Genomic DNA, 24120 nt, shown 5'->3' with positions numbered 1-24120 from the left:
GTGCTCCTGAAAGTAGCCATTTCCACTGAAACCCGTAAAATACAAATACACAGGAGGCAATCATGGAAATGAAACGTATCAATGCCGGAAAGCTACGTGCTATCGGATATGAGCCACGAGAGCGTACGTTACGGGTCGAATTCGACGATGGCAGCGCAATAGATTATTCAGGTGTAGGGAACGAGGTCTGGCGTCAGCTGTCGACCTCGGGTTCGGCGTGGAGCTATTACCGAGACAACATAGAAGAGGAGTTCACAGGCCGTCGGGGCGTCGCGCGCACCGAAAAGAAACCTAACCCCCTCGACCAACTGTTCAAACCTGCCGGTGACGATGCGAAACCTTAAGCAAAAGGTCGAACTCATCTGCCCTCCAACCCGCTAGCAGCCCAAAACGGTCATTGACCGATGAGAACATTTTCTTGAAACGACAAAGCGAGACTGGCGATGGCTAAGCGGCTGACGATAGAAGGACGTGTGCAGGGTGTCGGTTATCGCGTTTCCTTTGCCGACAAAGCAGTTGCCCTGGGCCTTTCCGGCTGGGTGCGCAATCGCCAGGACGGCTCTGTGGAAGCCTGCGTTCATGGAGAAGCGGCGGCGATCGAGGCCATCATCCTTTGGGCAAGGCGAGGCCCACCTGCCGCCCAGGTCCGTAATGTGATCATTGAGGACGCTACGGAGTCCGCACCTGCGGATGGGACATTCAGGATTTGCTGAAACAGTGAATGATTCAAAATCAGTCATTTTTTATAAAATCGTAGCGTTGATGCTGGTACCCCAAGCACCTTTTCAGGCTCAGCTACGTCCTTCATTTCACCTGTCGCAATTAAAGCTTGACCTAAAGTTTACTTGAACTTGTATTCTGGCTCTGAACGCAACTTGGCACATCGCTCAAGTGATTAAATTAGCGGCATGTTATTTACGCATCAAGAATTTAAGGAGCCGATATGGAAGCAAGTTTTTGGCATGAAAAATGGGAACGAGGTGAAATCAACTTTCATCAAAGTGAAGCAAACCCGCTGCTGACAGAACATTTTGAAAAACTGAATCTGGCAAAGGACAGTCGTGTATTCCTGCCGTTGTGCGGCAAGACGCGTGATATTGCATGGCTGCTTGCCGGCGGTTATCGCGTTGCTGGCGCAGAATTGAGTGAACATGCCATTAACGATTTATTTAAAGAACTTGGCTTGGATCCGAAAATATCCAGGGTCGGGAAACTGACCCGCTACAGCGCTAAAGATATCGACATATTTGTGGGTGATATTTTTGATGTATCTGCAGAATATCTTGGCCCCATAAACGCGACATACGATCGTGCTGCTTTGGTTGCGCTGCCCGCTGACACACGAGAGAAATATACGTCGCACCTGATAAAAATAACCGGTGCGGCGCCGCAGTTGCTGATCTCTTATGAATACAACCAGCAGCTGATAGATGGCCCACCGTTTTCAGTTACCGGGGACGAAGTAAAGCAACATTACGGTGCTGCATATCAAGTGGAATCCGTTGAAAGCAGGAATGTTCCGGGCGGATTAAAAGGAAAAGTTGCGTCAACGGAGACCGTTTGGCTGCTCCAGAAAAACATTGAGTAACGCGGTAAAGCGCAATAGTCAAATAGGCAACCATCGTAAAACAAGCGGTGGCACACCCCTGAATTGTTCCAGTGTTATATTTCAAGATTCCGTTATTCAGGCATAGTTCAAAAGGAACACGATCATGGCAAACATCGCTTTTCTCGGTACCGGGTTGCTCGGAAGCGCATTCGCGGAAGCCGCTTCAAAACGAGGCGACTCGGTCACTGCATGGAATCGCTCCCAGGACAAAGTTGCAGCCCTTGCACAGTTCGGCGTGGAGGCAGCGTCAACGCCTGCCGAAGCGGTACGGCCTGCTACAAGGGTGCATATCGTGCTAAAAGATGACGCGGTGGTCGACGAAGTTATTGCGGCTGCGCGTAGCGGGCTTTCGCCTGACGCGGTCCTGATTGATCACACCACGACATTGCCGACGCTCACCGCCGAACGTGCTGAACGTTTGCGTGCAGCCGGCGTGAAGTATCTGCACTGCCCCGTCTTTATGGGACCAGCGGCCGCTCGCAGCGCTCAGGGCTCGATGATGGTCGCAGGGCCAAAGGCACTGTTTGAATCGGTCCAGGCGGATCTCGCCAAAATGACAGGGCGTCTCGAATACATGGGCGAGCGCGCTGACCTGGCCGCGGCCAACAAATTGTTTGGAAATGCCATGATTATCGGCCTCTCTGCGACGATAGCTGACATCCTTACCCTGGCGCAGGCTAGCGGCGTCAGTGGTGAAGACGCTATCAAGCTGCTTGGGCTGTTTGATTTGAATACGATGGTGGCGGGTCGCGGGTTGAACATGGCAAAGGGTAACTTCACCCCGAGTTTCGAGTTGGCGATGGCGCGCAAGGATGTCCGCCTGATGCTGGAAACCACAGGTGATCGACCGATGGCGGCATTGCCGTCGATCGCCGCCAGGATGGACCAGCTCATTTCAGCAGGACGTGGCGCCGAGGATGCCAGCATCATTGGTATCGACGCGGTGCGGCGGCCTTGATCGCTTAGTCCGTTCACGAAAACATGCGCGGCGGATTATTGTCCGCTGCGTGCCTCCGAAAGCGCAATCGTCAGGTGCTGCACCTTCTTTTTCAATTGATCGCGCTCTTCGGTGAGTTCGGCGACCAATGATGTCAAACGGTGGATTTCGATTTGATCGGGCGTGGCGTCGCTCGGCGGCGCTTCACGCTCTGGCTTGGGCGGAAGCCGAGCCTCACGCACCTGCCTCGCGGCCTGGCGTAACTCTTTCTTGCCGCCGGCAACAGCCGCTATCTGTTCCTCGCTAGGTAAGGAAGCTACGGCAGCGGCCGCATTGATAGAAATAATGCCCGACTTGACGGCGCCAACCAGCTCAGGCGCGGCAGTCTTCTGGATTTTTTCGATTTGCCCCAGGGTCGCGCTGCTCATCCGCGCGGCACGCGCAACGACCTCCCGGGTCCACGGCGGTTCACTCTCGGACAGGGCGGAGACCTCAGCCCCGTCCGCTTCTTCAGGCGAGCGCTGGGATTGCGTCTGCGCCTGGCGCGCCGAAACGATCTCTTTCTTGCGCAGCGCAAGCACGCCGCGCTGAAAATCCGATACGCTGCGCCGCCCAAGGTGATTATCGATCATCCACAGATGCACATCTTCCATGGATTGAAACGTCTGGTTCTGCATGGTCTTGAACGGAATCTCATGCTTCTGGCAGATACCGTAGCGGTTGTGCCCGTCCACCAGGAGATCGCCCCACAACACCAGCGCATCGCGGCAGCCTTCGGACAACAGACTGCGTTCCAGCGCGGTATATTCATCTTCGGTGAGTGGATCGATGTAAGCGCGGAGGTCTTCGTTGATGGTGATGGCGTTCGTGTTGGTCATTGATCAAAAGAAATAAAATGGGCGCGCAAGTAGTGTACGTACCACTGCAATTTTACGCTAGACGGTAACTCCGCATTTTAAGAGTTAGTGCGGAGTTAGTGCGGAAATTGCGTATTGGTATTGAAGTTGCCCTTTGGCCGAGCACTAAACCTTCCCGGCGGCATATCGCCACCTTGCTATTTCGATATTCACGGGCTAGTCTCGTATTGCAACAAGTAAAAGCATATCGGCGTGCTTTGCGGCATGTTGTTGATGCTGTTCATGGCGATACGCACACCCGCAAAAACTTGATCGGACAAGGAGATCGGAATGACATCCAATGTTGCGGAATCAGCTCAGGAATTGATCCAGATCGGTGGAATCAGCATCCGGTATCTCATTGACGGCACCGCCACTGGCGGCATGGGCGTCTTTGAATTGAGCGTGTCACCGAATTCCAATGTTCCGCCACCCCATAGCCACACGGACAACGAAGAGTGCGTGTATGTGTTGGAGGGCAAGCTTCGGTACTCGGTAGATGGCGCAGAGCGCGACCTGGGCGCAGGAGAGTGGATGTCCACACCTCGCGGGTCAGTCCATCAATTCAGCAATCCACACCGTGAAAAAGCCCGGGCGCTGATAGTGCTGACACCCGATATCGGCGCCCAGTACTTTCGCGATGTCGGGGCCATTGTCAACGCGGGTGGGCCACCTGACCGGGAAAAACTGCTAGGCGTCATGTCCCGATATGGATTGGTTGTGGCGTCGCAGGGGGCAACAACCGCCCGGTAAGACGTTCAACCCCTGTCATTGTGACCGTGACGCAAAGGAGAACACCTTGAACAGTCCCGATACCGACAAAGCCTTCACTGGCTCAATCCCGACGCTCTATGAAAAGTATCTCGTTCCGATGATCTTTGCACCATATGCTGCGGACCTGGTAAATCGGATAGCTTCGCGGCCCCTTACCCGCGTACTCGAAATTGCCGCCGGCACGGGCGTTGTAACTCGCAATTTGGCATCCGTGCTACCGGAAAGCGTCTCCATCGTTGCTACGGACCTCAATCAGCCGATGCTGGACCTGGCTTCCGAGGTCGGGACCAAGCGCCCCGTGGAATGGCGTCAGGCCAATGCCATGCAACTGCCGTTCGAGGACTCCGCATTTGACGCCGTGGTGTGCCAGTTCGGAGTCATGTTCTTTCCCGACAAGTCGAAGGCGTTTTCGGAGGCGCGCCGTGTTCTTAGCTCAGGTGGCCTTCTCATTTTCAACGTATGGGATCGAATCGAGGAGAACGAGTTCGCTCACTGCGTTTCGACCGCACTCCAATCTCTCTTTCCCGAAGATCCTCCGCGCTTCCTGAATCGTACGCCCCATGGCTACCACGACCTGGCAACCATTGCGCGAGATCTGAAAGCTGGCGGCTTCCGTTCATCCGCCCACACTAGTACTGTCGCGGCGCGCAGCCAGGCAACGTCTCCGCGGATCCCTGCAACCGCATACTGCCAAGGGACACCACTACGTAGCGAAATCGAGGCGCACGGCAAGTCACGGCTAGACGAAGCAACCGACATCGCCGCGGAAGCCATCGCACAAAAGTTTGGACGTGGCCCTGTGGACGGCAAGATTCAGGCGCACGTTATCGCTATCGAATGCTGAACTGCATTGGTAGAACACTACCAAATAAAAGGCGCCATGCGGTAGCGAACCTTCCGGCAATAATCTGCATACCCGGCCAAATTTTTCTGCAAGAATTTTTCTTCATCAAGAAGGCGCCATATAAGAGCCGGCACGAACAATATAAGAACGAACAGCCCCCACCACGAGCCAAGCGCAAGCGGCATACCGATAAGCAAAGGAAGCGCTCCGGCATACATGGGATGCCGCACGAGCGCGTACGGCCCGGTCGAAATCACCTTCTGACCTTGGGCTATCTGAATCGTGGAGGCAGCGTAGGTATTTACCTTGAGCACAATGAAGACCAGGAAAAAGCTGACCAGGATGAGTACTTCTGCCGCCAGGGATATATATGCCGGCACCGGTGACCATCCGAAGCGATGATCGAATGCGGGAAAAACAAGCAAGCCGATAAATCCTGCCATCGCAAAAAACATCAGGATTTTTTGGACCGGTTCTTTTTCTGCCGTCGGCCCCGCGCTCATGCGCCGTTCCAGAAGCTTTGGGTCTTTGATCGCCAGGTATACCGTGATGGCCGTCGTGGCTCCCACAAAGACGGCCATGAACAACCATCCCTGCCAGTAATCGATGGTCCCGGCGGGCACAAAAAGGAGTAGCGCCATGACGATGGCGCCAAGCAAGCTGGATCGAAATTCGCGAAAGTTCAGCCTATTCATTTTTCAATAATTCAATCCGGCCTGCCCCACTGGACAGAAGTAGTATCGTTATGGATTGCTCCGCAGTGATATTCAACATAAGAACTCACTACCGCGGCCACCATCAAGGCGATGGCTATAGCGCTCCAAAGTGTAGACTTCATATCTGCCGCTCTTTCATCCTGTCGGATATACCATATTACGCTTCCTGGTCAAATACGCCTGGCCCTGGCATGTAAATCTCAAAATTGCTTTGCGACGCTATCCGTGGCACGATCCAACACGATCGACTTTGGGTATTGATGACCACCCTCTCTACAATTTCACCAATTGATAGCCAGACAATCCATATGACAATACTGACCACGCAGCGCCTGCGCCTTGAACCGTTCAACGACTCCCACCTGGCAGGCCTGAACGCGGTTAACCGCGATCCGGAAGTGATGCGCTACATTACCGGCAAGCCGGAAACGCTTGAGAATACCGCTGCGGCGATTGCCCGCGTCAAGAAACGCTGGGCCGAATGGGGATTTTCATGGTGGAGTTTCATCGAGCTTGATACCGAAGAAATCATCGGCTCCGGTGCCATTCAATATTTAGGAGGGAATACTGCGAATCCATTGGAAATCGCCTGGCGTCTCCGCCAGGATAAATGGCGTCAAGGTCTAGCTTCCGAGGCGGCGCGCCGGATGGCGGCGTTCGCATTCGAGACGGTTGGCGGCGATAGCTTGTGCGCAGTATGCCATCAGGAGAACGCCGGTTCGGCCCGCGTCATGCAACGCCTGGGAATGCAGTTTCAAGGCATCGAAAGATGGTATGACATGGATACCTCTGTCTACGCCATGACTCGCAGCGACTGGGAATCCGGCCATGGACAGGCTTGAAGCGATGCGTCTCTTCACCCAGATCGTTGATCTGGGCAGTTTTACCAAGGCCGCAGGATTGCTGGAGATTCCACGGGCAACCGCCACCCACGCCATGAAGGAACTGGAACAGCGGCTCGGGGTACGACTGTTGGAACGCACTACGCGCAACGTAAAGCCGACACTGGACGGCCGCGGATTTTACGAGCGATGCTGCCGGATCCTGGCGGACGTGGAGGATGCCGAAGCCTCGCTCGACATTAGCTCAGCGAATCCGACCGGTGTGCTGCGCCTGGGATTGCACGGCACGCACGCGACCCAGATCATCTTGCCGCGCCTGGCAGAATTTCGGCAACGTTATCCGCGGCTGGACATAGCGATCAGCAGCGGCGACCGGCTGGTCGATCTGGTCGGCGAAGGCATCGATTGCGTGGTGCGGGTCGGCGTACCCAAGGATTCCTCGCTGGTGGCGAAACGACTCGCCTCCTTGCCGGAAGTTATCTGCGCCAGCCCGGAATACCTGGCTCGCTGCGGCACTCCCCTGGTCCCGGCAGACCTTGGTGTCCATCAGGCGGTCGGCTTTTTTACGCGCAATCATAATATTCAATATCCCTTCACTCTCCTGCAAGACGGCCAGGTAAAAGAGTACAAAACCGGCAGCTGGATAGCAGTCGACAGCGCCGATAGCTACACACAGTGCGCGTTACTGGGATTCGGCCTGATCCAGGTGCCGCGCTTCCGGGTAGAAAAATACTTGCAGACAGGTCAGCTGGTAGCGGTATTGAAAGATCAAACCTGTCCCGAGCTGCCTGTTCTGGCGCTATACCCATCCCATCACCAGCTGGCACCCAGGGTCAAGGTGTTCGTTGAATGGGTGTCCAAAGTCTATGCCGACTATTTCTCCGCCTAGCGTTCCACCTAGGATCAATGCAGATGTTCGGTGTTGCGTTCGTTGTTGCGTTCATTGCTACGCGCTGGCCGGAAAGCCATGCGTCGATGCGCGCCACGCCATGAACCCGGCCAGCAGCAAGAATGGTAACAAAGCCCATGGCAGGCTTGACGCGCCGTAGGTATCCAGCAGAAAACCGCCCAGCGCTCCGCCGCCGGCAATCGCCAGATTCCACACAGTGACCATCAGCGCCTGGCCGACATCCGCCGCCTCGCCGGTCGCATTGGCAGAGGCAGCCTGGAACAAGGTGGGCACACCGCCGAAGGCCAGCCCCCATACCCCGACGCTGATGAAAATTACAGCCGGATTCAGATTCCAGGCACCGAGCACCACCGACGCCAGAATGAAGAGGACAACGCTGAGCAGAACCAGGCGGCGTGACCAGCGGTCGATGCCGACGCCGATCACCCAGGTGCCAACAAACGCCATGACGCCAAAAACGAACAACACCAGATCGATGCGATCCGACATGCCCGTCGGCGCAAGGAATGGCGCAATGTAGGTGTACAGAATCGTATGGGCCAGCACAAAGGCGAAGGTGACGCCCAATATCGCTTTAACGCCAGGCATGCCGAACACCTTGTCAACCCTGAGCTCGTTGCTGGCGGCCTTGCCGGCAAAATCCGGCACCGCCGATTGCACCCAAACCAGCAGAATCAAGGTCAACAGGCTCATTACGCCAAACGTAAAGCGCCAACCAATCCAGCTAGCGAGCAAGGTACCAAGCGGAATGCCAAGCGACAACGCCAGCGGAGTGCCGATCATGGCTATCGCAATCGCGCGTCCCCTGAGAGAATCTGCCACCATTCGGCTGGCAAACCCGGCCAGCAGCGCCCACAGCAAACCCGCGAACACTCCGGCAAAAAAGCGCGCAACCATTGTCAGCGCATAGTTATCGGAGAGCGCGGTGATCGTATTCACGATAAAGAAGCCGCCGATCGCGGTTTGCAGCAATGGACGCCTGCGCCAGCCGCGCGTAGCGGCAACCAGCGGGATAGCCGCCAGCAAGGAGCCGATGGCATAAATCGTGACAAGCTGGCCGACCAGCGATTCCGATACTGCCAGATCCTTGCTGATCTGCGTCAACAAGCCAGCCGGCAAAGCTTCAGTGAGAATGGTGATGAATCCCGCCATCGCCAGCGCCAGCAGTCCTGCCAATGGCAAGCCGGTAGCGACCGTGTTTGGCGCATCCGGCGCAATCGGCTCGACTGTTTGAAACTCGACGGCTTTCATGCTGCACGCTCCGCGATTTGCACAGCGGTCTGGCAGCCATAAACGGCATCTCGCACATCATTCACGAAACGGCCGGACATGCCCTCGTATAAGGTATTGGTAAAGGCAACCACGCTTAGGCCACGAGTACGGTCGACAAACCAGGAGTGGCCGTAGGCGCCACCCCAGCGCCAGGTGCCGACCGACTCTGGCGAATTTGCTGCGAGCGGATCGCGCAACACAGAGAATCCCAGTCCAAAGCCAAACCCGGGCGCATTCGGCAGCTCCAGATCGCCTGTATGATTCTTTGCCATTTCATCGACCAGCGAGCGCGGCAACAAATCGCGGCCGCCTTCACGCAACAGTTCGAGTAGCTGCAGGAAATCGCCGGCGCTGCCAATCATGCCGGCGCCGCCCGACGGGAACGCATGGGCCTGGAGCGCGCGAGCTGGCTGGTAGCGGATTCCCACTGCGCCATCGAAAGGCGAAACGGTATCGCTCTCCTGCATGCGTCGGGGCGACATGCCGTGGCTCGCATCGTTCACGTAAGCGCTGCTCAAACGCGCCGGTTCCAGCGCAAAAAAAGCGGTGTCGCGCAAAGCCAAAGGTACAGTCACCAAGCTTTGCACAGCTTCACCCAACGGCAGTTGGCAGACACTTTCAATTACTGCGCCAAGAACATCGGTCGCCAGCGAATATCCCCATGCCTTGCCCGGCTGATATTGCAGCGGCACGCTGGCGATTCGGCGCAAGTTTTCAGCCAGCGTGATGCCGGACTCATCCATGCCGTCGGAAACGCCGGCCAGGGCATAAGGGCCGTTCTCGTCGGCTTCAAAAAAACGGTAACCCAAACCTGCCGTATGGGATAGCAATTGCCGCACTGTGATTTGCGCTGCCTTGCCGTCCGCCAGGCACGGCCGGAACTCGGGCAACCAGCGATCAAGAGTGTCGTCCAGCGCCAGCCGCCCCTGCCCCACCAACGCCATGGCCGCAACGGAAACGATGGGTTTGGAGACTGAAGCCAGCCGAAACAGCGCATCGTCATGTATCGGGCGCCTGGCCTCGCGATCGGCGAAACCTGCCGCACGGCGGTAAATCAGCTTGCCGTCCTGCGCAACCAGGACTACGGCGCCGACCAGCCGTTGCTCATGCAAAGCTGAATCCAGGGCCGCATCCAGGCGTTTTTGTAGTGCTGCGGATGATTCAAAAGAATTCAGGGCTGGAATTCGTGTTGGCATGGTGACTCCTTCTTTTGTGTGGTTGGCAAATGATAGGAGTCGGCCAATTAAAGATAAACTAGGCTATAGTTCCCTTCTATAAGGACATAAATGTCCGCAATCGGAATGCATATGGAAAGCCTGAGTGGATTTGCGGTATTTGTCCAAGTCGCCGAAACGCGCAGTTTTGTCGCCGCCGGCCGCTTGCTGGGCGTCTCGGCATCGGCTGTCGGCAAACGCGTGGCGCGGCTTGAAGAACGGCTCGGCGTGCGCTTGTTTCATCGCAGCACACGCAGCATTACGCTGACCTCGGAGGGAATGCTCTTTCTGGAGCGCAGCCGGCGCGTGCTGGCTGAAATTGAGGCCGCCGAACAGGAACTATCGCTTAGCGCCAGAGCACCGCGCGGACGCCTGCGCGTCAGCCTGCCGGCGGTCAGTTCGCTGGTGCTGCCGGTGCTGGCGGACTTCATGCTGCAGTACCCGGAAATCGAACTGGATCTTGATTTCACCGACCGCAGCGTCGACGTGATCGAGGAAGGATTCGACGCCGTGGTGCGTACCGGCGAATTGAGCGATTCGCGCCTGTCAGCGCGTTTGCTTGGCTCTTTTGGCGTATTGCTGGCCGCTTCACCCGACTATTTCGCACGGCACGGCACGCCGCAGAAACCATCCGATCTGGCCAACCATGCTTGTCTACATTATCGTTACCCGAATAGCGGCAAACTGGAAGTCTGGCCCCTGCGTCGTGCGCCTGACGAAGCCGAAATCATCCTGCCCACTTCCATGATTTGCAATAATATCGAAACCCGCGTCTGCTTCGCACAACGCGGATTGGGGATCGCCTGCCTGCCCGACTTTGCCGCCCGCGACGCCATCGCTGACGGCCGCCTGTGCACGGTACTGGACGACTACGTCGAGCGCACTACCGCGTTTCGGGTGCTATGGCCGACCAGTCGGCATGCGTCGCCCAAGCTGAGGGTGTTCATCGACTTCCTCGTGGCGCGGATGTTTGTGCCGGGAGCCGGCGGAAAAACAAAACATCAGGTCCAGACAGGTAGCGCGCGCTCGTCAACCACATTTCAGTCCTGACATCGAAATCACACAGTATACTGTCTCACTTTGTACAGCTCTGGCCTTATTCCGAAAGACGACATCATGAACGCTTTACCACCATGCCCAAAGTGCAGTTCCGAATTCACCTACGAAGACGGCGGCCTTTTCATCTGCCCGGAGTGCGCCCATGAATGGTCGGCGCAGGCTGCAGCAGAATCAGGCGCAGACGGCGCCAAGGTTTACCGCGACGCAGTGGGTAACATATTGCAGGATGGCGACACCGTCACCGTGATCAAAGACCTGAAATTGAAAGGTTCCGGCGGCGTGGTCAAAGTAGGCACCAAAGTGAAAAATATCCGCCTGGTCGACAGCGATCACGATATCGATTGCAAAATCGACGGCTTCGGCGCCATGAGCCTGAAATCGGAGTTCGTCAAGAAGGTATAGTTGTGTGGGGGCGGTAGCCCTGCCCCCCAAGAGATAACCGGGTTTTCGAGTCGTCCAACAAAGTCTCGCCAGCACACCCATGCCCAGACAAAATCCAGCACTGCATCGTATACACAAAGCCCCCATGACCGCGAAGCGCCTGCGGCTTCTCATCCTCGGCGCAGTAGTGTTGGTGGCAGCACTGGGCTGGGGCCTGGTGATCATGCTCAAACCCGCAATCCAGCGCACGATTGTCATCACCGCCGGCGCCGACAAAGGCATCTATAACAGTTTTGCATTGCGCTACGCGCCACTCTTGAAGCGCGAAGGCATTACCCTGGATATTCGTAGTTCGTCCGGCTCGGTGGAAAACTATCAACGGCTGAAAGACCCTGACAGCGAATACGAAGTAGGCTTTATCCAGTCCGGCACCACGACCCCGACCGAAAACGACCAGTTGCAGACCATCGCTGCCGTTTCCTATGAGCCGATCTGGCTGTTTTATCGCGGCGACACGGTCATCAACCGACTGGCGCAACTAAGCGGCAAACGGATTTCCATCGGTGTGCCGGGTAGCGGCCTGCTGAAAGTCTCGCGGGTTTTGCTGGGTCACAGTGGCATCAACGCCGATAACGCCACGCTGTTGGAGATGGATGCCTACAAGGCCTATCAGAATCTTGAAAACGGCCAGCTGGACGCCGCATTTTTCATCGGCCGGCCGGATGCCGACATGCAGCAGACGCTGCTGAACAGCGATTTGAAGTTAATGAGCTTTGCGCAGGCAGACGCGCTGGTGCTGAAGTTCCCTTCGCTTTCCAAGATCATCTTCCCGCGCGCCTCGACCAGCGTTGCCAACGATCTGCCGCAAACCGACGTTACACTGCTGGCCGCCACCGCGCTGCTGGTTTCCAAGGATACCCTGCACCCTGCCCTCACGTACCTGCTGCTGGAGGCTGCGAATTCGGCCCACGCCCGTGAAGATTACTTTACCCCGCGCGGTTCGTTTCCCAACCTGAATTCGGATGATTTTCCGATTTCCGATGAAAGCATTCGTTATTTCAAATCCGGCCGTCCCTTCCTGCAACGTTATCTGCCGTTCTGGCTGGCCAGCTTCGTCGAAAGACGCTTGCTGATCCTGCTGCCTTTCATGGCTTTGTTATTCGGCCTGCTGCAAGCGTTGCCGCGCATGGTGGAAGCGCGCATGAAAAACCGCCTGGTGGTCTGGTATCGCGAGATCAAATCGCTGGAAGATGAAATATGGGCGACCAAAACACCCACCAGGGAACAAGTTGCGCAATGGCGCGACGACATCGAAGACATTGACGCCAATGCCAGCCAGATACGCATCCCACAACGTTATTTCCAGGACGTGTATGCGCTCAAACAAGCTATCCGCGTGGTGCGGGAGCGGATCGTCCAGGTGGCTCAAAAAATTGGGTAATGAATTGCTCTGATGCATTGAAGTTACGCCTGCATTGGCAAGAAAGTTGCTCATTTTCACAAAACCTTGAGATTGTATACAGGCCGGTAATCAAAACTTACAAGCGATACAAAACTGAATCACCTGTAGAGCGCAACGGGTGGCACCATAATTTTCATGTCAATCAATGAAAAGAGATCAACATGAAAAAGCTCATTAGCTTAGTGGTAATCGGAATTGTTCTCAGCACAGCATTATCCGGATGTATCGTCGTACCAGTTGGTGGTGGCGGTTATTATCACCATCGCGACTATTACTATGGTCGCTAATACGGCGCTCACTCAAAAGGTGTAGACATGAAACGTATTTATTTAGCTGCTGTACTCATCGCTATTAGTGCCGGCACTTTTGTATCAACGCAGGCCATGGCGCAAATCGGCGTTGACATCACCGTCGGGAGACCTCCGCCACCCCCGAGATATGAACGGGTTCCGCCGCCACGATATGGTTACGTGTGGATTCCCGGTTTCTGGGATTGGCGCGACGGCCGGCATGTATGGGCTGAAGGACATTGGGAGCAGCCACGTCCGGGTTATGTATATGCGCACCCTGAATGGCGCCAAGGTCCTAACGGCTGGATACTGCAATCCGGCGGATGGCGTGAAGACCATCGGCGACACGATGAGCGTCGTGACCACGACTATCGGGACGGTGACCGGCACGACTATCGGGATGGTGACCGGCATGACTACCGGGACGGCGACCGGCATGACTACCGGGACGGCGACCGGCATGACGATGGAAGATACGAAAATCGTTGAGTCCTGACAGGCGGGAGATGGCGTTGACGTCACGACTGATATCCGATGAGAAGAGCTAAGTATCGGATGAAGAAGTACTCCATTGCACGTTCTCTATGGGCGACGCCAGTGGGAGCCTTCGGGCTGTCGGCTTGCTTTTGGGTACCGGTCTGTTAACCTTGCTATCTGCCGCCCTCCCGTTTGACAACGGGCTGCGGCTTGACCGCCAGCCAAAGGAGTCCGCAATGGCTAGCATCAGCACATCCAAATCATCCCCAAAACCCCATCTCGTAGCACCAGATTGTCCGCCGCCGTCCCCGCATCTCGCCGCAAGGATAGTCAAGACCAATGGTTAACCGTAACTCTGGACCGGGAGTGCCGCGCTGAATCTCGGCTCGGCCTGGAAAGCGATTGCAACCTGTCTAAGGCCATTGATTTCCCTATATGGCGCATGGTTGAGAAAAGCAGGCTTCGTGCCGTGCGATCGCATTCGGGCGAGGGAAATGCCGAACTGCTGGGCAAATGCCTGCGAGTGAGCTGCCAGCAACTGTCATTACGACCGCCTCATGCAAGATCGTCGACCGAAATATGCAGTTGGACCACGTTCCCCATCTCGTTCGAATTCAAACGGGATGCCTTTTTGAGAAAAGGCAGGACGCCTAGTCGATCAACCGAGTCTACGAGAAAAAAAGCGCTGCATCAACAGCAAAGCAAGATACACGCACGTGGCGAAGCCGGTGCCGATCAGAGTCCAGATAAGGATCAATAGGGGCTTCTTGACGACAGGTAGTATATTTACGTCGATGTTCTTCGCAATGCACTCTGCGCTCCGCACAGTGAGTAAGGCCGGCAAATTATGATTGAGCGACAAGACTTCAACACGGACTAACTCACCTGGCGACAGGCTATCAAAAACTAGGACGTGTCGATTATCTGGTTCAGCGCCCTGTGTATGCTTACGGATCGGCCAAATATTAAGATACATCGGCTTCCAGTTGAATACCACTTCAAGCTTTGTAGCCGTTTCGCGGCCGGCGTTCCTGATTAAAAATGAGCGGGTATAGATCACTTGATTCGGTTGAACCTGCCGGCCTTGATTATCAAGGAGCGGTTCTTGTACCAGAAAAGCAAACTGATGTGCAGGTGCCACCTGCAACTTTGCTTTAGCTTTGAACCACCTGTTTAATAAGAACGTCCCAAAGGGCGAAAGCACGGAAATAATCTCTTTACTATACATCTCAAGAAATGTCATTAATCGTGCTCCGATGATGGTGACTTAAGGTGTAACGATGTTACCTCACCTCGTATGATCTGTCGGAGTTTGACGTCGTAGGCAGGCCTTATTTGCCAGTTTCCCCACCCGCAGCAGCCCCCCCATCAAGCTTCGATGAGCGCGAAAACTTCCTGTCGAATCAGACAGTGGACAGATACCACTTTGACGTGCAACCTCAAAATATTGCAAAAAATGCAATTTTAACTGTTGGACTGACCGGAAAATGCGCGTTGTTTTTTGTCTTATACGCTTCACAATAAGGAAATAAATAGCATGCCAAGTTTTTACGACTATTTCAAAGAGAATATGGAGGGCCTCGGCCTCCCAGCGCCAGCTTCCCTGTTCGGTTCAGTACAGGCAGCTGTCGCGAATGCCAGCATCATCCTGTCTCAGATTGATAAATTTGGGAAAACCGTCACTATCGGAGAATTGATCGGTGCCGGAACCCGATTAGAGGGGTTGGGCATCATAGCAGCGTGTTCAGCTGCTTTTTATGTTGGTGCCGTCATCGGCAGCATTGCCGTGGCAACGGGGCGTTCGTTCGCAGGGGAGACATCTCTGTCCGACGTTCTGCGCATCTCTCGTCGCTACAACCTCAGCCGGCCTTGGCTCCTCGGTGATCTTCGTCGCTGACCGGGTATCTATAACTCCGCGGCGCCGGCAAGAAAAGCCTATCGGTTTCGGGCAGCGTACGCATGACGCATGGTTTTCAGCTTCTTGGCGCTGCGTTCGTGCTCGCAATCATAGCGTGGGCCTTCTGGCACTTTCTGGGCAACGACGGTTTTGGTGTGCTCTCGACCATCGCGCTGCTCGTTCTCGTCATCGACAATATCCGTCTTCGTCGTAAATTAAAATCAGAACAGAAGAGTTAAGTAACTGGATGAAAAAAAATACCGGCAACGCCAATTTTTTTCATTCCAGCTTCCACACATACTGCATTCGTGTCGTTGACTGCACCGGCTGGCCATCGGCCATGGCAGGTGTGAAATGGCAAAGACTCCAGGCTTTCAAGGTTGCTCTGTCCAGGTCTTTGAAACCGCTGCTTTTTTCAATCGCAGCATCCACCACACGGCCGTCGGCGCCGATAGTCAGCTTCACATTCACGCTGCCCTCTTCTTCATTGCGCAAGGATGTTTTCGGATATTCCGGCTTTTCGCAATTCCCGGCGACCCTGGCGCTGGTATGCGCCGGCGGGCCAGGCGCCTGCGTTACTGTAGCTGTCGGTTGCGCTACAGAGGTAGGCAGATCGTTTGTCGGCGGCTTGACATTGGTTACCGCCGCAATCACGTTTTCCTGGGGCGGCGGTTGTACCTTGACCTCTGGCGGTGGCACGTAGGGCGGCGGTGGCGCAGCGGTTTTCGGTGCTGGCGGGGTCGGTTTGTCTGGCGGCGGTGGAGGCGGCGGCGGTTTGATTTCTTCGATGATCTTGGTGATCACCGGCTCCTGGATGACATCGACGACTTTCCGGGCCAAGCCTGTCACCAGTGCATACACAACCGCCATATGCATCAGAACAACGATACTGACGCCAACCCATTTCCTGCCGGGGTTGGCCCCATCAAGCGTGAAATCCATTTAAGGACTCCTGTCTGCCTGCCCGCTCATTCGCTTTTGCGGCAATCGTCTTATCGACGGCAATACCCCGCTCGCCGGTACGCTAACTTCTTATCGGATTGCCTAGTTTCATATTAGCAGCTTAGCGGCAACAGTAAAGATTCCGCTACAAACTTGCCGCCAGACGCGTCGCTCAGTCGACCACGAACAGCTTGGCGCCGGTCGTAGTAAAAGACCGGTGCGGCTCGGCGCCGTCTGCAACCTGGTAGCTCATTCCAGCGTGCAGAACAAACCTGCGGCCGTCTTCCAGTTCGGTGTGCAGTTCGCCCTCAAGGCAAAACAGGATATGCCCCTTGGTGCACCAATGGTCGGCCAGATAGCCTGGCGTGTAATCGACCATGCGGACCCGAATTCCGCCGAAGTGACAGGTGCGCCAATACGCCATCCCGGTTTCGCCTTTGTGCTCGGTGCGCTCAACCGTCTCCCAGTCCGTGGTCCCGAACGGAATATCAGTCATCTTCATGTTTTTCCCCTGGCGCTTGTTTGTTTCTTTCAGTTTTAACTGCTTCTACTCCGTGGTCCACTAAGCGGGGTCAGAGTGAAGTTTCGGCGGTAAGGCATGCCGAAAGTTCACTCTGACCCCGGTTAGTTCGTCGTGCTCGTCGCAACCAGTCAAGGCCGCTCGACCATCCTTAGACCACTGGCGCCATTGGCACCAACAGCACAACTAGATGGCGACACGGTCACACTGCCGCGATTGCGCAACATCACCAGCTCGGCCAGTACCGACACCGCAATCTCTGCCGGTGAACGGCTCAGGATAGACAAGCCGATCGGTGCATGCAAGCGTTCAATCTGCGCGGGGCTCAAATCCAGCATCAGCAACCGTTCCTTGCGCGCCTCGGTGCTTGCCATCGAGCCGATCGCGCCGACATAGAAAGCGTCCGTCTTGAGTGCTTCCATCAGCGCCATATCGTCGACTTTGGGATCATGGCTGAGCGTGACGATCACGGTGCGGCGGTCAGGCTTGAAAGCCAGCACGGCATCGTCCGGCATGCCATCCAGCCAGGTCACGCCGTCGGCTTGCCAGTTGCGGCGCTGCTCTTCGCGCGGGTCGTTCAGATAAACAGAAAAATCCAGCGCGGGCGCCATCTGCGCCAGATATTCGGAGACCTGGCCGGCGCCGATGATCAGCAGGCGCCAGCGCGGGCCGAATACCTGCACCAGTTCTGCTTCATCGAAACGCAATGCAAAATCGGCATCGCTGGCTTCGACGCTGGCCTGGCCGCTACGCATGTTCAGGCGGCGCTGGACCAGGTGGCGGCCGGCCACTGCTTCAAGCAGCGGCGTCAGCGAGGCGGCGTCGGTCAGCGGCTCAATCACCAGCTCCAGCGTACCGCCGCAAGGCAGCCCAAAGCGGCGCATCTGTTCGGCGCTGATACCGTAACGCACCAGTTCGATCTGATGCGGGAAGGCTGCTGAAAAGCGCTGCATCAGATCGTCTTCGATACAACCGCCCGAGACCGAGCCTGTAAAATCGCCATCATCCGTTATCGCAAACAGTGACCCGAGCGGACGCGGCGCCGAACCCCAGTTGCGCACGACCGTCACCATGGCTACCCGCTTTCCTTGCTGCAGCCAGCTGACAGCGCTTTTCAATACTTGATAATCGACTGCGTTCATGGCTTATTTGATCCTTGCCTGATCCAATTTGGATTTTTATCAGTGTAATGAAAAACAGGATCGGCCGCTTGCACGGTCGATCCTGCTCTGAAACCACTCTACGGCGCTTAATGTGCCGTCGTCAGCCGCATCGCCTTGATACGATCAGACGTGATGTCGGCCGCCTGGCCGCCCCAGGTCGCGCGCAGGAAATTGGTCAATTGCGCCAGTTCCTTGTCACTCAGCTGGCCGCTGAAAGCGGGCATATCCTGCAGGCTTTCAGTGCCGGGGAATTTCTGCGCTTCAATCCCGTCCAGCATCGCTACGATCAAATTATGCGGATCGGCATTGCGTACCGTCGAATTGCCCTTCATCGCCACCGCCACGTGCGGCTTGCCGTCACCCTGGAAGCCATGGCAACCGGCACAGACTGCGGTGTACAAACGCTTGCCGGCATCCAGTTCAGTTGCATCTGCGGTGATGGCCTTGACTGGTTCCGGCGGCAACGGCTTGTCGCCCATCAGATAGGTGGTGATCGCGTTCAGATCTTCCTTGCTCAGATACTGCGTACTCAGATGCACCACAGGGAACATCTCGCCGTAGGCCGAACCCTGAGGCGCGATACCGGTCGAGAAAAAGGTTTGCAGATCCGCGGCAGTCCAGCCCACCGCCGCCAAACCGGCAGGCGTGATATTCGGCGCGGCAACGCGGCCGAGAGCAGCCCCGGTCAACGGCTTGGACAGGTCAAGCTGGCCAAAAACGCCGCGCGGCGAATGACACTCCGCGCAGTGACCGAGAGCATTGCTCAGATATTGGCCACGCAACCAGGCCGGAGACTGGCCGGTTGACGCGTCGGTCAGCGAATTCTTCAGGAACGGTACGTTCCAGAACATCATGCCGAAGCGCATGTTGTACGGGAATTTGAGATCGGCTTCCTTGCTGGGCACGGCGACCGGCTTTTGCTGCATCAGGTAGGCGTAAATGGCGTCGCTATCCGCGCGCGTCATCGAACGATACGAGGTGTACGGCATGGCCGGATACAAGTGCTTGTCCGGCGTCACACCATCATGCAGAGCCTTGTAGAACTGATCGGCACTCCATTTGCCGATGCCGTGCTGCTTGTCCGGCGTGATGTTGGAGCCGTAGAACTTACCGAACGGCGAAGCCAGCTCGACTCCGCCGGCGAACGCCGCACCCGTGGCAGTGGTGTGGCAGGCGGCGCAATCGGCGGCTTTGGTCAGGTAGCGGCCAAGGGCTAATTGATCGGCGCTGCCAGGTTTGACTGCGCTCTGGCTGGTAGCCTGGGCGGCGGAACTGCTGCTGCCATCGCAAGCCGCCAGCAACGCGGCCGCCAGCAGCGGCGCGCCCGCAATGCGCAATGCATTGCGGAGATATCGGACCTTAGTCATCACTTGGCATCCTTTACCAGTCCTGGCGTTGTCAACGCCACTTCCTTGACCGCTTCGAAGTAGCGCACGTAGCCGGTGCAACGGCAGATATGATCGTTCAATCCGTCAGTGATAGCCTGATCGAGCTGATCCTTGCCGACTGGCTGGCGTTTCAGTTTTTCCAGCAGTACCGTGGCCGCATTAACGAAACCCGGAGTGCAGTAACCGCACTGGAAGCTGTAATGCTCAAGGAATTTCTGCTGGATCGGCGACAACGCCACCACTTCGCCCTGCTCGTTGCGCTGGGCATGGCCTTCCACGGTACGCACTTTCTTGCCTTCGAAAAAGTGTGCGCCGGTGATACAGGAACGTACTTCCTCGCTGGTGCCGTCCGGCTTGTCGAGAATCACCACGCAAGCGCGGCAGATGCCTTGGCCGCAGCCCAGGCGCGAACCGGTAAGGTCCAGGTATTCGTGCAGGAAATCGATCATCATGATGCCGTCCGGCACCGGCACCGGGCCGACCGGCTTGCCGTTGATATGCATGGTGATGGGGTGGATAGTCATGCTCATGCCAGAACCTCCTGAATTTTTTGTTGAGTTACCGGCAGATCGGTGAAGCGATGGCCGATGGCGTGGGCGATGCCGTTGACGATGGCGCCGACTACCGGAATCATCACCACTTCGGCGATGCCTTTGGGTGGATCGGTCTCGGTCAGCGGCGGCAGCACCTCGCCGGTTTGGGTCCATACCGCGACATCCTTGGCACGCGGCAGTTCGTAGCGATTGAAGTTCCAGCTGCCGTTGCCCGGGCCGTCTTCATAGAGCGGCAGAAATTCGTGCAAGGCGTGGCCGATGCCCATCGCCAAACCGCCCTGCAACTGTCCTGAGACCAGTTGCGGCGATAGCTGGTTGCCGCATTCCATGATCGAATGATGCGTCAGCAACTCGACCTTGCCGCTGGCTTCGTGCACCGCCAGTTCGACCAGCGTACCGACTGCGCTGTAGTAAGTCACGGCAGCGTTGTTACGCTGGGTCGGCGGAATGAATACCTTCTTGCGATTGAGTACTTCGTAACCGCCGGCGGTGCTCATCTTGCCCTTGCGCGCCTGGTCGGCGCCGTCGCCATAATGCACGGATAAACCGTCAAGCGGGATCCGGACCACATTACCGAGAATCTCGAACTCGGCCTCAGTCCATTGCCAGCGATTGAAGACGTGCACGGTGGCGCCGGTCACCAATCCCAACTCGTTGGCTTTCTTCACCAGCTGTTCGTATGGCAGTGCTTCCAGGCCGGCGGCGGACAACTTGCCATCGACCCAGCGCGCATCTTCAACCCGCACCACCAGCGGCGCCGCCTGGCCACCGCCGATGCCGGTGCTCCAGATCGCCATCGCCGCGGGCCACAGGCCGTGCATGAAGACTACCCGCGCCGCTTCGCGCGTGCTATGGGTAAAGTAGAACGCCGAATTGGTAGCGCTGGATGGCGAAACATACCCCGGCGACCAGCGTGGATTGGCCGCCAGCTTGTCTTGATCGGCCTGGCTCATGATGTACGGATCACCGCTGGTTACTACTGGCAGATCGCCCCAGTCGGTGACGGAGGTGCGCACTTCATGCGCGGGTTTGCCCAGCCATTTGGCGCAGGCGAGCGCTTGCGAGGTTGACATGCCGGTACCGATTTCGGCGCCGCTGTGCGACAGGTGAATCCGGCCGTCGGCGCCGATTTCCACTTTGGCAAACGAGGTCTCGGCGCCGGTACCGAAATCCTTCTGTACGCAGGCAAAGCCGACGCCGTAACGGTAGCCCGGATGACCAGTTTCGTATTCCGATTTTTTCTTGGCGCGATTGATCCACAAAGGATGGTTCTTGGCTTTCTGCAGCACTTCGTCAACCCGGATCGCGCCTGCGGGAATCGCGCCCTGGGTATTTTTCATGCCTGAGCGCAGCGCATTCGTCAAACGAAAATCGATGGCGTCCAGACCAAGCTTTTCTGCCATTTCATCGATCATCATCTCGGTCGCAGCCATGCTTTGCAGCGTGCCGTAGCCGCGCGCGGAACCGGCGTCGATTGCACGGGTTGCAATGGCGACGGCGGCCAGGTCGTTTTTCGGGAAATAGTAAATCGATTGCGCTGCGGTAGCACCCACCATCGCTACCGATGGCGAGAAATTGGCGCGGCCGCCGCCATTGGCTTCGAACTCCCCCTTGAACGATTGCAGCAAGCCGGTCTTGCGATCGACCGCGATGCGGTAATGCATCTTGAAGGCGTGACGCTTGATCGAAGTCTGGAACTGTTCATAGCGATCGTTCGCCAGACGCACCGGTTTACCGTCAGCATAGAGCGAAGTCACCAGGCCGTAGAACGGGAAATTGTAATGATCCTTGGAGCCGTAACCGACCGTGTAGCAAGGATGGAGGAACAACTGCTTGAGCGGGAATTTACCCTTCTTCATCATCTCGATGGCGCTCTCCACCACCTCGCTTGGCGATTGGGTCGGCACCACCATGTGCAGGGCCTGGTTGGTGCTGTCGTACCAGCAGTTGGCGTTGTCCGGTTCCAGCGCCGCGGTATCCACCGACTGCGTGCTGTAGTCGCGTTCCATGACCAGCCAGTCGGCCGGCGGATGATCCAGCTGATCCTGGATCTGGGCGGCGTAAAACATGCCCTGCTCGCCCAGCTTGCCGTGTTCCTGGCCGTCCGGCCATACCGGCTGGTGCTTGCGCATCATGCTCGGGAATACCGGCGCATTCTTCAGGCTGGAGAAGACGTCATCGTCGAACGATGTCGCACCACCTACCCGCACAAAGCGGAACGTGCCCCACGGATCGCGTTCCAGCGGACCGGTGACCGGACCGTACTGGATGATTTCATCCTTGAACTGCAGCTTGTCTTTGGCAAAGCGGAAACGGGCGAAATCGTTATAGATCAGGATCGCCACGGCATGTCCCAGGTAGGCCGGCGTCTTACCGGCCGGCAGCAACATGTCTTCACCGTAAAACGCCGGGAAAGCCACGCCGTCACGCACCAGATCGGCGGCAGTGACTACCCGGTCTGGCTTCAGTTCGTCGCCAAGCATACTCAGGTCAAAGCCGAGAAAGTTGCGGTCTGCCTTGGTAGCACGCAGGATGAATGCATGCGCTTGCTGGTTCGGCCAGTGCGGCATGTCGCGGGCGCGTACATCGCGTGCGAAGACCTTGGCGCCGGTTACCTTGGCAATACCATCGATACGGAATTTGACCTGGCCGTTGCTGCTATCCCACTGGATGGGCGTCAGGATTTTTTCTTCAAACAAGGCAGCAAACGCTTTGCCACCGATAGGCGCCACGTAAACCGATACGCCGGCCACTACGCTAGCCTTCAAAAAACTACGACGCGAAAGGTCGAGTTTTGTCATTTATTTCTCCTCAAAAGCCAAGGAGCACCCCAACCGTTGTTCGCTAGCGGCTGTTACAGATGCTCATTGGATCCATCAAAAGCCCCTGCCGGGCATTCATCTGGGGGTCGGCATTGTATAACATTGGAGAACTAGCAACATAATCACTTTGACATGTTGAGAATAGATGATTTGATGGTTTTCGTAATGCGTTTTGCACCTATTTATTAAAAATAATTTATTGGAATATTTGTTGAAAATATATTATTACGACCGGCTTTTTACTTAAAAGCAAATCAATTACCGGTACGCGATCACGGCACTGCTCACAGCCGCTCGGTCTCGCCACTCTTTGGTTGCCATTTCATTAAGCGTTTTTCAATCATCCCCACCACCGTATCGAGCACCAGCGCAAAAGCGGTCAGCACCAGAATTCCGGCAAACACGGTATTGATGTCGAACGCGCCTTCAGCCTGCAAGATCAGATAGCCGACGCCGCGTGCCGAACCAAGGTACTCGCCGACGATGACGCCGACAAAAGCCAGTCCAACCGACGTATGCAAGCTGGAAAATACCCACGAGGTGGCTGACGGCAGGTACACGGTGCGCAACAACTGGCGCTGGTTGGCGCCCAGCATGCGGGCATTGGCGAGCACTACCGGACTAACTTCCTTGACACCTTGATAGACGTTGAAAAATACGATGAAAAATACCAGCGTCACCGCCAGCGCCACCTTGGACCAGATGCCAAGCCCGAACCACATCGCAAAAATCGGCGCCAGGATCACCCGCGGCATCGCGTTGGACGCTTTGATGTAAGGGTCCAGAATGGCCGACGTCAAAGGCGACAGGGCCAGCCATAGTCCGACTGCAAGACCGAATACCGTACCTATGCCGAACGCCAGCATGGTCTCGGTCAGGGTGATCAGCAGATGCGAATAGATCTCCGCCGGGAACGTCATGGTGAACCAGGTGTGGTCGCCGAAACCGACTTCCAGCGAACCGCTGCCGACCGTAAACCACTGCCAGACACGTTGCAGCACCTTGATCGGCTCACCAAAGAAAAATGCCGTTTGCGGATTGCGCGTCGCCAGGTGCCAGATGATGAAAAATATCACCAGCACCAAGGCTTGATATACCCGTAGATTCTTATAGTTCGGCTTGATGGCTTTCCACATGGTTCCGTTTTACCT

Annotated in this window: 27 protein-coding genes and 1 pseudogene; 16 read left to right on the top strand and 12 right to left on the bottom strand. The window is 56.3% G+C overall.

Annotated elements, in window-relative coordinates; translation table 11 throughout:
* The first annotated feature begins 62 nt into the window (after window positions 1–62).
* From BM205_RS12500 to BM205_RS12485, 4 genes are all read left to right on the top strand, one after another.
* The gene (locus tag BM205_RS12500) at window positions 63–344 is read left to right on the top strand and encodes a KTSC domain-containing protein (RefSeq protein ID WP_092414907.1); all 282 of its coding nucleotides are present in this window, start codon (window positions 63–65) and stop codon (window positions 342–344) included.
* Between the two features lie 99 nt (window positions 345–443).
* Window positions 444–713: an acylphosphatase gene (locus BM205_RS12495; RefSeq protein WP_092414905.1), complete on the top strand. Its 270-nt coding sequence runs from the start codon at window positions 444–446 to the stop codon at window positions 711–713.
* Window positions 714–943: 230 nt separating this feature from the next.
* Window positions 944–1588, top strand: coding sequence for a thiopurine S-methyltransferase (gene tmpT, locus BM205_RS12490; RefSeq protein WP_092414904.1), 645 nt, complete (start codon window positions 944–946; stop codon window positions 1586–1588).
* Window positions 1589–1712: 124 nt separating this feature from the next.
* Window positions 1713–2567 carry an NAD(P)-dependent oxidoreductase gene (locus BM205_RS12485; protein ID WP_092414902.1) on the top strand — a complete coding sequence of 285 codons (855 nt, stop codon included), beginning with the start codon at window positions 1713–1715 and terminating at the stop codon, window positions 2565–2567.
* 35 nt (window positions 2568–2602) lie between these two features.
* Here the strand turns inward: BM205_RS12485 and BM205_RS12480 are convergent, their stop codons facing one another.
* A complete protein-coding gene (locus tag BM205_RS12480; protein WP_092414900.1) occupies window positions 2603–3424 on the bottom strand; it encodes a ParB N-terminal domain-containing protein in 822 nt (273 codons plus the stop codon).
* A 309-nt stretch (window positions 3425–3733) separates the two neighbouring features.
* Here BM205_RS12480 and BM205_RS12475 point away from each other — a divergent pair, with 309 nt between their 5' ends.
* Both BM205_RS12475 and BM205_RS12470 read left to right on the top strand, forming a co-directional pair.
* On the top strand, window positions 3734–4195 hold the full coding sequence (locus BM205_RS12475; RefSeq protein WP_092414898.1) for a cupin domain-containing protein: 462 nt from the start codon (window positions 3734–3736) through the stop codon (window positions 4193–4195).
* 46 nt (window positions 4196–4241) lie between these two features.
* A complete protein-coding gene (locus tag BM205_RS12470; RefSeq protein ID WP_092414896.1) occupies window positions 4242–5060 on the top strand; it encodes a class I SAM-dependent methyltransferase in 819 nt (272 codons plus the stop codon).
* A gap of 17 nt (window positions 5061–5077) precedes the next feature.
* Here the strand turns inward: BM205_RS12470 and BM205_RS12465 are convergent, their stop codons facing one another.
* Window positions 5078–5755, bottom strand: coding sequence for a methyltransferase family protein (locus BM205_RS12465; protein ID WP_092414895.1), 678 nt, complete (start codon window positions 5753–5755; stop codon window positions 5078–5080).
* A gap of 329 nt (window positions 5756–6084) precedes the next feature.
* Between BM205_RS12465 and BM205_RS12460 the strand changes: the two genes are divergently transcribed.
* Entirely contained in the window at window positions 6085–6618 is a 534-nt protein-coding gene (locus tag BM205_RS12460) for a GNAT family N-acetyltransferase (protein ID WP_092414893.1), read from the top strand.
* Entirely contained in the window at window positions 6605–7507 is a 903-nt protein-coding gene (locus tag BM205_RS12455) for a LysR family transcriptional regulator (protein WP_092414892.1), read from the top strand. Before BM205_RS12460 ends, BM205_RS12455 begins: the two co-directional genes overlap by 14 nt.
* Before the next feature lie 57 nt (window positions 7508–7564).
* On the opposite strand, the gene BM205_RS12450 is transcribed toward BM205_RS12455, so the two are convergent.
* Window positions 7565–8779, bottom strand: a complete 1215-nt coding sequence (locus tag BM205_RS12450; RefSeq protein WP_092414890.1) for an MFS transporter — start codon at window positions 8777–8779, stop codon at window positions 7565–7567.
* Window positions 8776–9996, bottom strand: a complete 1221-nt coding sequence (locus BM205_RS12445) for a serine hydrolase domain-containing protein (protein ID WP_092414888.1) — start codon at window positions 9994–9996, stop codon at window positions 8776–8778. Before BM205_RS12445 ends, BM205_RS12450 begins: the two co-directional genes overlap by 4 nt.
* A 111-nt stretch (window positions 9997–10107) precedes the next feature.
* On the opposite strand from BM205_RS12445, the gene BM205_RS12440 reads away from it, so the two are divergent.
* The 6 genes and pseudogenes from BM205_RS12440 to BM205_RS24585 all read left to right on the top strand — a co-directional run bounded on the left by BM205_RS12440 (window position 10108) and on the right by BM205_RS24585 (window position 13702).
* Window positions 10108–11064, top strand: a complete 957-nt coding sequence (locus BM205_RS12440; protein WP_092414886.1) for a LysR family transcriptional regulator — start codon at window positions 10108–10110, stop codon at window positions 11062–11064.
* 66 nt (window positions 11065–11130) lie between these two features.
* Complete coding sequence (locus BM205_RS12435; RefSeq protein WP_092414884.1) at window positions 11131–11475, top strand: zinc ribbon domain-containing protein YjdM; 345 nt, start codon at window positions 11131–11133, stop codon at window positions 11473–11475.
* 124 nt (window positions 11476–11599) lie between these two features.
* On the top strand, window positions 11600–12895 hold the full coding sequence (locus BM205_RS12430; protein ID WP_254783869.1) for a TAXI family TRAP transporter solute-binding subunit: 1296 nt from the start codon (window positions 11600–11602) through the stop codon (window positions 12893–12895).
* A gap of 182 nt (window positions 12896–13077) precedes the next feature.
* Window positions 13078–13203 (top strand): hypothetical protein, encoded by a 126-nt coding sequence (locus BM205_RS24655; RefSeq protein ID WP_092414880.1) that lies wholly within the window; start codon window positions 13078–13080, stop codon window positions 13201–13203.
* Window positions 13204–13230: 27 nt separating this feature from the next.
* Window positions 13231–13440 (top strand): annotated as a pseudogene (locus BM205_RS24770) (YXWGXW repeat-containing protein); the annotation flags it as partial.
* 28 nt (window positions 13441–13468) lie between these two features.
* Window positions 13469–13702: a hypothetical protein gene (locus BM205_RS24585; protein ID WP_254783868.1), complete on the top strand. Its 234-nt coding sequence runs from the start codon at window positions 13469–13471 to the stop codon at window positions 13700–13702.
* A 639-nt stretch (window positions 13703–14341) separates the two neighbouring features.
* Here BM205_RS24585 and BM205_RS12415 read toward each other — a convergent pair.
* A complete protein-coding gene (locus BM205_RS12415) occupies window positions 14342–14926 on the bottom strand; it encodes a hypothetical protein (RefSeq protein WP_092414876.1) in 585 nt (194 codons plus the stop codon).
* Window positions 14927–15220: 294 nt separating this feature from the next.
* Between BM205_RS12415 and BM205_RS12410 the strand changes: the two genes are divergently transcribed.
* Both BM205_RS12410 and BM205_RS24305 read left to right on the top strand, forming a co-directional pair.
* Window positions 15221–15580, top strand: a complete 360-nt coding sequence (locus BM205_RS12410; RefSeq protein ID WP_217646042.1) for a hypothetical protein — start codon at window positions 15221–15223, stop codon at window positions 15578–15580.
* A 62-nt stretch (window positions 15581–15642) separates the two neighbouring features.
* Window positions 15643–15819: a hypothetical protein gene (locus BM205_RS24305; protein ID WP_175511256.1), complete on the top strand. Its 177-nt coding sequence runs from the start codon at window positions 15643–15645 to the stop codon at window positions 15817–15819.
* Window positions 15820–15859: 40 nt separating this feature from the next.
* On the opposite strand, the gene BM205_RS12405 is transcribed toward BM205_RS24305, so the two are convergent.
* From BM205_RS12405 to BM205_RS12375, 7 genes are all read right to left on the bottom strand, one after another.
* The gene (locus tag BM205_RS12405; protein WP_092414875.1) at window positions 15860–16522 is read right to left on the bottom strand and encodes an energy transducer TonB; all 663 of its coding nucleotides are present in this window, start codon (window positions 16520–16522) and stop codon (window positions 15860–15862) included.
* Between the two features lie 172 nt (window positions 16523–16694).
* Window positions 16695–17024 carry a DHCW motif cupin fold protein gene (locus BM205_RS12400; RefSeq protein WP_092414873.1) on the bottom strand — a complete coding sequence of 110 codons (330 nt, stop codon included), beginning with the start codon at window positions 17022–17024 and terminating at the stop codon, window positions 16695–16697.
* 149 nt (window positions 17025–17173) lie between these two features.
* Window positions 17174–18184, bottom strand: coding sequence for an XdhC family protein (locus BM205_RS12395; RefSeq protein ID WP_092414872.1), 1011 nt, complete (start codon window positions 18182–18184; stop codon window positions 17174–17176).
* 107 nt (window positions 18185–18291) lie between these two features.
* Window positions 18292–19572, bottom strand: coding sequence for a c-type cytochrome (locus BM205_RS12390; RefSeq protein WP_092414870.1), 1281 nt, complete (start codon window positions 19570–19572; stop codon window positions 18292–18294).
* Complete coding sequence (locus tag BM205_RS12385) at window positions 19572–20123, bottom strand: (2Fe-2S)-binding protein (protein ID WP_092414868.1); 552 nt, start codon at window positions 20121–20123, stop codon at window positions 19572–19574. The genes BM205_RS12390 and BM205_RS12385 overlap by 1 nt, the downstream gene beginning before the upstream one ends.
* Window positions 20120–22948, bottom strand: a complete 2829-nt coding sequence (locus BM205_RS12380; protein WP_092414866.1) for a xanthine dehydrogenase family protein molybdopterin-binding subunit — start codon at window positions 22946–22948, stop codon at window positions 20120–20122. Before BM205_RS12380 ends, BM205_RS12385 begins: the two co-directional genes overlap by 4 nt.
* 305 nt (window positions 22949–23253) lie before the next feature.
* On the bottom strand, window positions 23254–24105 hold the full coding sequence (locus BM205_RS12375) for an ABC transporter permease (RefSeq protein WP_092414864.1): 852 nt from the start codon (window positions 24103–24105) through the stop codon (window positions 23254–23256).
* Window positions 24106–24120 lie beyond the last annotated feature (15 nt).

It is taken from the genome of Collimonas sp. OK307, assembly GCF_900113705.1.
Classification (GTDB): Bacteria; Pseudomonadota; Gammaproteobacteria; order Burkholderiales; family Burkholderiaceae_D; genus Collimonas.
This window is presented reverse-complemented; position numbering and strand designations above follow the sequence as displayed.

Coding starts and splice junctions, on each gene's coding strand:
- BM205_RS12455 (WP_092414892.1), top strand. CDS start 6,605: ATGGACAGGCTTGAAGCGATGCGTCTCTTCACCCAGATCGTTGATCTG.
- BM205_RS12380 (WP_092414866.1), bottom strand. CDS start 22,948: ATGACAAAACTCGACCTTTCGCGTCGTAGTTTTTTGAAGGCTAGCGTA.
- BM205_RS12440 (WP_092414886.1), top strand. CDS start 10,108: ATGGAAAGCCTGAGTGGATTTGCGGTATTTGTCCAAGTCGCCGAAACG.
- BM205_RS24585 (WP_254783868.1), top strand. CDS start 13,469: ATGTATATGCGCACCCTGAATGGCGCCAAGGTCCTAACGGCTGGATAC.
- BM205_RS12445 (WP_092414888.1), bottom strand. CDS start 9,996: ATGCCAACACGAATTCCAGCCCTGAATTCTTTTGAATCATCCGCAGCA.
- BM205_RS12500 (WP_092414907.1), top strand. CDS start 63: ATGGAAATGAAACGTATCAATGCCGGAAAGCTACGTGCTATCGGATAT.
- BM205_RS12485 (WP_092414902.1), top strand. CDS start 1,713: ATGGCAAACATCGCTTTTCTCGGTACCGGGTTGCTCGGAAGCGCATTC.
- BM205_RS12460 (WP_092414893.1), top strand. CDS start 6,085: ATGACAATACTGACCACGCAGCGCCTGCGCCTTGAACCGTTCAACGAC.
- BM205_RS12405 (WP_092414875.1), bottom strand. CDS start 16,522: ATGGATTTCACGCTTGATGGGGCCAACCCCGGCAGGAAATGGGTTGGC.
- BM205_RS12435 (WP_092414884.1), top strand. CDS start 11,131: ATGAACGCTTTACCACCATGCCCAAAGTGCAGTTCCGAATTCACCTAC.
- BM205_RS12475 (WP_092414898.1), top strand. CDS start 3,734: ATGACATCCAATGTTGCGGAATCAGCTCAGGAATTGATCCAGATCGGT.
- BM205_RS24655 (WP_092414880.1), top strand. CDS start 13,078: ATGAAAAAGCTCATTAGCTTAGTGGTAATCGGAATTGTTCTCAGCACA.
- BM205_RS12430 (WP_254783869.1), top strand. CDS start 11,600: ATGACCGCGAAGCGCCTGCGGCTTCTCATCCTCGGCGCAGTAGTGTTG.
- BM205_RS12480 (WP_092414900.1), bottom strand. CDS start 3,424: ATGACCAACACGAACGCCATCACCATCAACGAAGACCTCCGCGCTTAC.
- BM205_RS12415 (WP_092414876.1), bottom strand. CDS start 14,926: ATGACATTTCTTGAGATGTATAGTAAAGAGATTATTTCCGTGCTTTCG.
- BM205_RS12385 (WP_092414868.1), bottom strand. CDS start 20,123: ATGAGCATGACTATCCACCCCATCACCATGCATATCAACGGCAAGCCG.
- BM205_RS24305 (WP_175511256.1), top strand. CDS start 15,643: ATGACGCATGGTTTTCAGCTTCTTGGCGCTGCGTTCGTGCTCGCAATC.
- tmpT (WP_092414904.1), top strand. CDS start 944: ATGGAAGCAAGTTTTTGGCATGAAAAATGGGAACGAGGTGAAATCAAC.
- BM205_RS12390 (WP_092414870.1), bottom strand. CDS start 19,572: ATGACTAAGGTCCGATATCTCCGCAATGCATTGCGCATTGCGGGCGCG.
- BM205_RS12400 (WP_092414873.1), bottom strand. CDS start 17,024: ATGAAGATGACTGATATTCCGTTCGGGACCACGGACTGGGAGACGGTT.
- BM205_RS12495 (WP_092414905.1), top strand. CDS start 444: ATGGCTAAGCGGCTGACGATAGAAGGACGTGTGCAGGGTGTCGGTTAT.
- BM205_RS12410 (WP_217646042.1), top strand. CDS start 15,221: ATGCCAAGTTTTTACGACTATTTCAAAGAGAATATGGAGGGCCTCGGC.
- BM205_RS12375 (WP_092414864.1), bottom strand. CDS start 24,105: ATGTGGAAAGCCATCAAGCCGAACTATAAGAATCTACGGGTATATCAA.
- BM205_RS12465 (WP_092414895.1), bottom strand. CDS start 5,755: ATGAATAGGCTGAACTTTCGCGAATTTCGATCCAGCTTGCTTGGCGCC.
- BM205_RS12395 (WP_092414872.1), bottom strand. CDS start 18,184: ATGAACGCAGTCGATTATCAAGTATTGAAAAGCGCTGTCAGCTGGCTG.
- BM205_RS12450 (WP_092414890.1), bottom strand. CDS start 8,779: ATGAAAGCCGTCGAGTTTCAAACAGTCGAGCCGATTGCGCCGGATGCG.